Annotated in this window: 5 protein-coding genes, 4 tRNA genes and 1 pseudogene; 1 reads left to right on the top strand and 9 read right to left on the bottom strand. The window is 38.9% G+C overall.

Features of this window, described 5'->3' with window-relative positions; genetic code table 11:
• Positions 1-688 precede the first annotated feature (688 nt).
• The gene (locus Xedl_RS18715; protein WP_074025235.1) at positions 689-1,630 is read right to left on the bottom strand and encodes a Kdo(2)-lipid IV(A) acyltransferase; all 942 of its coding nucleotides are present in this window, start codon (positions 1,628-1,630) and stop codon (positions 689-691) included.
• Positions 1,631-1,979: 349 nt separating this feature from the next.
• Between Xedl_RS18715 and trhO the strand changes: the two genes are divergently transcribed.
• Entirely contained in the window at positions 1,980-3,038 is a 1,059-nt protein-coding gene (gene trhO / locus Xedl_RS18710) for an oxygen-dependent tRNA uridine(34) hydroxylase TrhO (RefSeq protein ID WP_074025234.1), read from the top strand.
• Positions 3,039-3,415: 377 nt separating this feature from the next.
• On the opposite strand, the gene bssS is transcribed toward trhO, so the two are convergent.
• From bssS to Xedl_RS25975, 8 genes and pseudogenes are all read right to left on the bottom strand, one after another.
• On the bottom strand, positions 3,416-3,670 hold the full coding sequence (gene bssS / locus Xedl_RS18705) for a biofilm formation regulator BssS (RefSeq protein ID WP_074025233.1): 255 nt from the start codon (positions 3,668-3,670) through the stop codon (positions 3,416-3,418).
• Between the two features lie 235 nt (positions 3,671-3,905).
• On the bottom strand, positions 3,906-4,958 hold the full coding sequence (pyrC, locus tag Xedl_RS18700) for a dihydroorotase (protein WP_074025232.1): 1,053 nt from the start codon (positions 4,956-4,958) through the stop codon (positions 3,906-3,908).
• Positions 4,959-5,189: 231 nt separating this feature from the next.
• A tRNA-Asn gene (locus tag Xedl_RS18695) sits at positions 5,190-5,265 on the bottom strand.
• 288 nt (positions 5,266-5,553) lie between these two features.
• Positions 5,554-5,629, bottom strand: a tRNA-Asn gene (locus Xedl_RS18690).
• A 269-nt stretch (positions 5,630-5,898) separates the two neighbouring features.
• Positions 5,899-5,974: transfer RNA gene (locus tag Xedl_RS18685), tRNA-Asn, on the bottom strand.
• A gap of 461 nt (positions 5,975-6,435) precedes the next feature.
• Positions 6,436-6,511, bottom strand: a tRNA-Asn gene (locus Xedl_RS18680).
• 135 nt (positions 6,512-6,646) lie between these two features.
• The gene (locus tag Xedl_RS18675; RefSeq protein WP_279625378.1) at positions 6,647-6,949 is read right to left on the bottom strand and encodes a YlaC family protein; all 303 of its coding nucleotides are present in this window, start codon (positions 6,947-6,949) and stop codon (positions 6,647-6,649) included.
• 36 nt (positions 6,950-6,985) lie between these two features.
• Positions 6,986-7,067, bottom strand: a pseudogene (locus tag Xedl_RS25975) (IS5/IS1182 family transposase); the annotation flags it as partial.

The raw sequence follows: 7,067 nt of genomic DNA, 5'->3' as shown, positions 1-7,067 counted from the left end.
GTTTTATCACCTGGACTCAGGAAACCATGGAATATGAGATCAATACATTATTAGCTGGTTATGGTGACCAATTTGCAATTAATTTCTCTTGAGGACTTAAATAAAATAAGAAGGGGACGGATACCATAGAACGAAAATCGTTCCCACATTTCTGTCATAAAAAGGGCGCTAAGTGGATAAGGATGTCCAAAGAAGGTTCTGCTATTTCTGTTATTGGTTGACGATTTCATCTAATAATTTTTCCTAAAAATCCATCTTCATGATGGAATGTTTTACAAGCTAGAAAAGATCGTTTTATAAGTACGTTATTAACGTCTTCTTATAACGTTGTTACTTAATTGTTGGTGTATTTTTAACATGTTCTTTGTGTTTTTCATCTGCACAAAGCACATTTTCTATCTTATATTCTACTTTTTAGAACGAAAATTGATAGGAATCGCAATTTTAGAATTTAATAGTTGTTATATGAGGGGAAAGCTTGACTTGAAAAAAATTCTATTCTTTATAATCTTTTTTATAAGATAAATAATTATTCTTTATTAATCATAAATCATATAAAGGCAATAGATTTATTTTTGTCTGTCCCAGAAATATTGCAGAGACGTAAATAAATCCAGAAGGAGGTATACTGAATTATTGAAGAAAGATATTGGCTGTTACTTAAAAAATAACAGCCAGATGATGTTTATCAGTGAATATTATCGTTGTCACCATACAAAGATGGCATACCTTTAGGGCGAGTTTTGAAACGGCGATGTAACCACATATATTGATCAGGTGCCTGCATAATTTCCTTTTCGATCACTTTATTCATGAAGGTCGCTGCTTCGATCTCATCTTGTAGAGGAAAATTTTCTACAGCGGGTTGAATAATTAACTCATAACCCTCTCCATTGGGTAACCTTCGCGGAGTAAAAGGGATCAATGCCGGTTTGGCCAAACGGACGAGAATTGAGGTTCCAGTCGTGGTTGCAGCATGTTCAACAGCGAATAATGGGGCAAATACACTGTTACGTGGGCCATAGTCGTGATCAGGAGCGTACCAAACAATTTCACCATTTTTTAGGCATCGGATCATGCCCTTAACATCTTTCCTGTCCAGCATGTATTTATTGGAACGGAGACGTCCCCAAGTTTGTAGCCAATCCATGACAGGATTGTCATTTGGACGATAAACACCAATACCTGGGTTCAGCATACCAAAAATACGTGCTCCCAATTCCAGTGTTAAAAAATGGATACCAATGACGATAATTCCTTGGCCTGTGGATTGTACTTTTTGGATATGTTCCCTTCCTGTGACTTTGAACCAGCGCTTTATCCGCCAGTCAGGCCAAAACCAGGCCATTCCGGTTTCAAACACGCCCATGCCAACAGATTCGAAATTTCTGATTAGCCATTCATGTCTTTTCTCTGCTGGCATATCAGGGAAACACAGTGCCAGATTGCGTTCTGCAACTTTGGCTCGTTTTTTCAAGAAACGTAGCGATAGTCGACCAAGTCGGGTTCCCATCCAATAAATTGCTGGGTAAGGTAGTAAAACCAGTAAGTAAAGTATGCCAATACCTAGCCAAGTCAGCCAGTAGCGGGGATGTAACAGTGAACGACAAAAAGGAGGTGCTTGTATCATGTGTTTTCTGTATGTTATTTGTTATTTTGAATCGGTTTCATCTGTCTGAATCATAGATGCCTAAGATAGATTCTAAAAATCGTATCGGCGTATTGTGACACTTTTTAGTAGAATATCGAAATTTTGAGGCACTAAATATTTAGTTTGGTGATAATTCGTTCTCCAGATTTACTGTTTGGCAAGGTTTCTCTACTTCTGACCGCATCATAGTTACCATCTCACAGGATCGACGTGATGGAAAAACATAAATCACTACCCGCTAACAGCCATTTTCGTTATGATATCCAGCCATCAATGGGACGACCATTGGATTTTTTATTTTTTTAATCGAAATTCAGGAAAGTACACCATGCCAGTGTTACATAACCGTATTTCTAATAAAGAGTTGAAAGAACGCATGTTGGCTGAAATTGGGCCGCGCACTACTATCTCTTTTTATAAATATTTCACCATTTCTGCACCACAGACTTTTCGCGACAGCCTGTATCAAAAGTTTACCGAGTTATCTGTCTTCGGGCGGGTTTATATCGCCAAAGAAGGTATCAATGCACAAATTAGTGTGCCTTCCAAAAATGTCGATGCATTGAAGGCATTATTGGATGAGACCGATCCGGCATTATATAATTTACGCCTTAACATTGCGCTGGAAGATGATGGTAAGTCATTCTGGGTATTGCGTATGAAAGTGCGTGAACGCATTGTTGCCGATGGCATTGAAGATGAAACTTTTGATCCATCTAAAACAGGCGAATACCTGAAGGCGGAACAGGTTAACCAGATGTTGGATGATCCTGATACCGTCTTTGTCGATATGCGTAACCACTATGAATATGAAGTTGGGCATTTCGAAAACGCGATTGAAGTTCCATCAGATACGTTTCGTGAACAGTTACCGATGGCTGTAGAAATGCTGAAGGACAATAAAGATAAAAATATTGTTATGTACTGTACTGGCGGAATTCGTTGCGAAAAAGCAAGTGCTTATATGTTGCATAACGGCTTTAGCAAAGTTTACCACGTAGAAGGTGGTATTATTGAGTATTCTCGTAAAGCGAAAGAGCAAGAATTACCCGTTCGGTTTGTTGGCAAGAACTTTGTCTTCGATGAGCGTATGGGAGAGCGTATTACTGAAGATGTTATTGCTCACTGCCACCAATGCGGAGCGACGTGTGATAGCCATACCAACTGTAAGAACGATGGTTGTCATTTGTTATTTATTCAGTGTCCATCTTGTGCAGCGCGTTTCGAAGGTTGTTGCAGCGATACTTGCCGTGAAGAGATGAAACTGCCAGAAGAAGAACAGCGGGCTCGTCGTGCAGGAAGAGAGAATGGAACAAAGATTTTTAATAAGTCCCGCTATCGATTAAATGATGGTTTGAATATTACATCACTGCAATCTATTAAATAGTCGTGTTTTAAGTAGTATCGTTCTATTTTTCAAATCGCAGCTTTATTTTTGGGGTTTATTTATCCCATTCACATATAACAATTATGTGGATGGGAGTTTGTCCAATTGTCTCTGTTTGGCAACTTGAGAGCTATTAGCTATAAATAGTATCAGATTATTTATAATAAAATAGGTTATTCAAAAGGCTTAACAAAAATATTTAAATAATTAGCTTAATAGTTAAGCATTGGTGGACGAGCACGAGTGTATAATACAATATATGAAGGATAATAAACCATATGGATAATTTTATTGATTAATATGCGTTCGGTTGTGCATTTGGGACACTCAATATATTGAGTGTCCGAATGTGTTGGAAGTTTTAAAGCTATTTATTGTTAATGTTTAATATGATCAAGTTGGCTGTATCCCGAGGATTCTATTTTTTCAATCCCAGCTTGTAAAATGAGGATAAGTTGTTTAGCTACGCCTGTTGTTAACCATAACGTTTTGTCAACACTGACATTTTCTGTTGTTTGATCTTGGGTGGATGAGTAATGAAGGCGTATCATCATGGCGTCATAGGCATCGACAGTACTGATATCCCAGCCTACAACAGGATGGGTTTGAATTATTTCATTTTCTTTTCCCATGTAACCTCCTAATCAGACTACAGAATCATTATTGATATAATTGACTAAGAGCAAAAGTCTCGTCTAAGACAAGCCCTTAGCAGTATAAACCTTTTTGGCAATCTAAGAAGTGAAAAAAGCAGGATTTTTTTGCATCAGAACTGAAGGGGATCATTGTTGGTTATTTCTGTTTTTTTATAAAAATGCTGGAATCGTGCGGAAAAAAGAACAGTTTCCGCACGAAGGAGCGTGAAAATTACTTACATACCCTTACATCCCACCCTGCATCTTCCCCTGCAAGGAATGGAACTAACTTTTCGTCACCACACTCGATGTATTCAACAACGGGAGTTGGTTTGCGAGTGAGTTCAATAAAGCCATCATTAACTGGCAAACCGTAAAATGCAGGGCCATTCAGGGAGCAGAAGGACTCGAAATATTCCATCGCACCCATTTCTTCAAAAACAGTGGCATAGGCTGCAAGGGCGGTTGGAGCATTGAAAACGCCCGCACAACCACAAGAAGATTCTTTGCGGTGCAGTACATGAGGAGCGGAATCCGTGCCTAAGAAAAAGCGATTACAACCACTGGCAACTGCTGTCCGGAGAGCTTCCTGATGAATATTGCGTTTTAGTACAGGCAAACAGTAAAGGTGGGGACGAATACCACCAACCAGCATGTGGTTACGATTGAACATTAAGTGCTGCGGTGTCACTGTCGCACCTAATTTATTGCTGCCTTCAAGAACGTATTCTGCGGCTTCTTTGGTTGTAATGTGTTCAAAAACAATTTTTAATTCAGTAAATTGCTGACGTAATGGTTCCAATATCTGCTCGATAAAGCGCGCCTCACGGTCAAAAATATCAATATGGGAGGCGGTAACTTCCCCGTGGATCAGCAATGGCATACCTATTTTTTCCATGGTCTCCAATAATGGATAGATCTTTTTGATATCAGAAACGCCGTGACTGGAATTCGTTGTTGCATTGGCGGGATAGAGTTTACAGGCGGTAAAGATACCTTCTTTATAGCCCATCTCAATTTGATCGCTGGCTGTTGAATCTGTCAGATAACAAGTCATAAGAGGTTGGAAATGATGATCTGACGGAGTAGCTGCAATTATCCTCTTCTTGTAGGCTTTGGCGCTGGCAACATCTGTCACTGGAGGGACAAGGTTAGGCATGACGATAGCTCGGCCAAAAAAACGGCTGGTATGGGGTACGATGGTTTTTAGCATATCGCCATCACGAAAATGGACATGCCAGTCGTCAGGGCGGCGGATTTTAATTGTATATGATTCAGTGGTCATGGAACCGGCTCCAGAATATAAGTGAAAAACGATGGATGCTGATGCAGCAATCCTTAAGCCGGAGGAGAATGATAAAGTGAAAACAGCTAAATAGCTATTATTGAATGATAATATTCTCTGAATTTTATAAGATTCAGAATTTTAAGTCTATTTTGGGTTAGGGTATTCAGAGGGAATTATCGTATCAAAAAATAAAAAACTAGAAGTAACAACACGAGGGTGAATTGAATTTGGCTCCTCCAGCTGGACTCGAACCAGCGACATACGGATTAACAGTCCGCCGTTCTACCGACTGAACTATGGAGGAACTCCTTCAAGACGGTGCGAATATTAACGGCATTTTTTACGTTTGTCAAAGCAGAAAATAGTTATAACCGTTTGATTGCTGATAATCTGGTCTCCGTGTGCGTTTTTTGACTAAAATTGACTGGTCACGGTAAATTGCGGAACAGAAGCAGGGCATAGGAGTAAGTAACCGGAAGAAAAAATCAGAAGAAAACTTACTGAAAAATATTAAGAAGGGAAAAGATAAAAAACTGAAAATCAGAAAGCAAAAAGCCTGATTAGCTAAACTAATCAGGCTTTTCAGAATATCTGGCTCCTCCAACTGGACTCGAACCAGTGACATACGGATTAACAGTCCGCCGTTCTACCGACTGAACTATGGAGGAACTCCTTTAAGACGGCGTGAATACTAACGGCATTTTTCTCGTTTGTCAAAGCAGAAAATAATAATAACTGTTTGATTGCTCGCAATATGCGCTTATTGGGTTGTTTTTGATCTTTTTATGCTTTTAGCATAGGCAATTACGTCGGCCAAGCTATTTGAAATAGAGGAGAAACGGAAAATAAAGGGATGGAGATAAAAGGGGATGGATCACAATTGGTGCCCAAAAGAAAAAATCCCGACCAGCAAGGCTAATCGGGACTTCTAAGAATTTGGCTCCTCCAGCTGGACTCGAACCAGCGACATACGGATTAACAGTCCGCCGTTCTACCGACTGAACTATGGAGGAATTAAGTTGTTCCTGAGAACGGGGTGAATATTACAGTGAATGGTTTGATGTTGTAAAGTAAAAAAATAAAAAATAAAACTGATTGATTTGTTTTTCGTCAAAGTGGCGTTTTTTTGTTAATTTTTCTTAAAAAATAGCTAATAAATTGAAAATTTATTTATTTTATAATTTTTATTTCTTGTTGTTTATACTCAAAAAATGAACTTATTTATTACTTTATCTCTGTTTTTTCTTAAATTCTGAGTAAATAATGACAGATCTTACAAAATAGATATGTGCAGGATTGGTTTTCAATAGATGCTGGTAATGAGTACAGAACACGTTGATTTTAAAAGTGAGAAGTAGAAAAGCAGGATGAAAAAAACGGCTTCCCGATTGGGAAGCCGCTTGATAAGGTTTAGGTAAAGTTACTTTACCCAACTCTAATATCACGCCAACTTATCTGGCGAGATATTCAAATTTGGCTCCTCCAGCTGGACTTGAACCAGCGACATACGGATTAACAGTCCGCCGTTCTACCGACTGAACTATGGAGGAATTGGGTTGTTCCTGAGAACGGGGCGAATATTAGCGATGAACTGGAATGGTGTCAACGCAAAAATTCTTTTTCCTCAACTAGTTGCTCATCATGTGAGCTTGTTGGTTTCTTATTGTACTATGCTATTGAATTTATTAGATTCCTGCACTTTTATTAACCATGTTAATGGATTGAGCATAAGGTGATTGTTCAGAACACGCGAGCATAAACACATCATAAAAACAAATTCTCTGTTTCTTTTGCATAATATGCTTGATGTCATCTTTGATTGTGTTCGGCACTTGGGGATGAGTGAGTATCTTATTGATAGCTTTCTTAGAAACTTGCTCGTTGACAAACCATTCACCGTTATAGCATACCCGTAGATCAAGTACGTCAATATCTTCAAAATGATAGACTGGCTTGATATCAAATAGCAGAACGGCTGCCATAATAATAAAGGCTAGGGCGTGTTGACGTTTACCGTTTATCCTTTACTCAACCCACATGGGTAGCCATATCATGACAAATGCCAGCGCCAACATGCTGGCATAATTTCGGGCTAATTTATCGTAT

The organism is Xenorhabdus eapokensis, assembly GCF_001908105.1.
The sequence above is the reverse complement of the archived record's forward strand: the minus strand, read 5'-3'. Positions and strand labels throughout refer to the sequence as shown.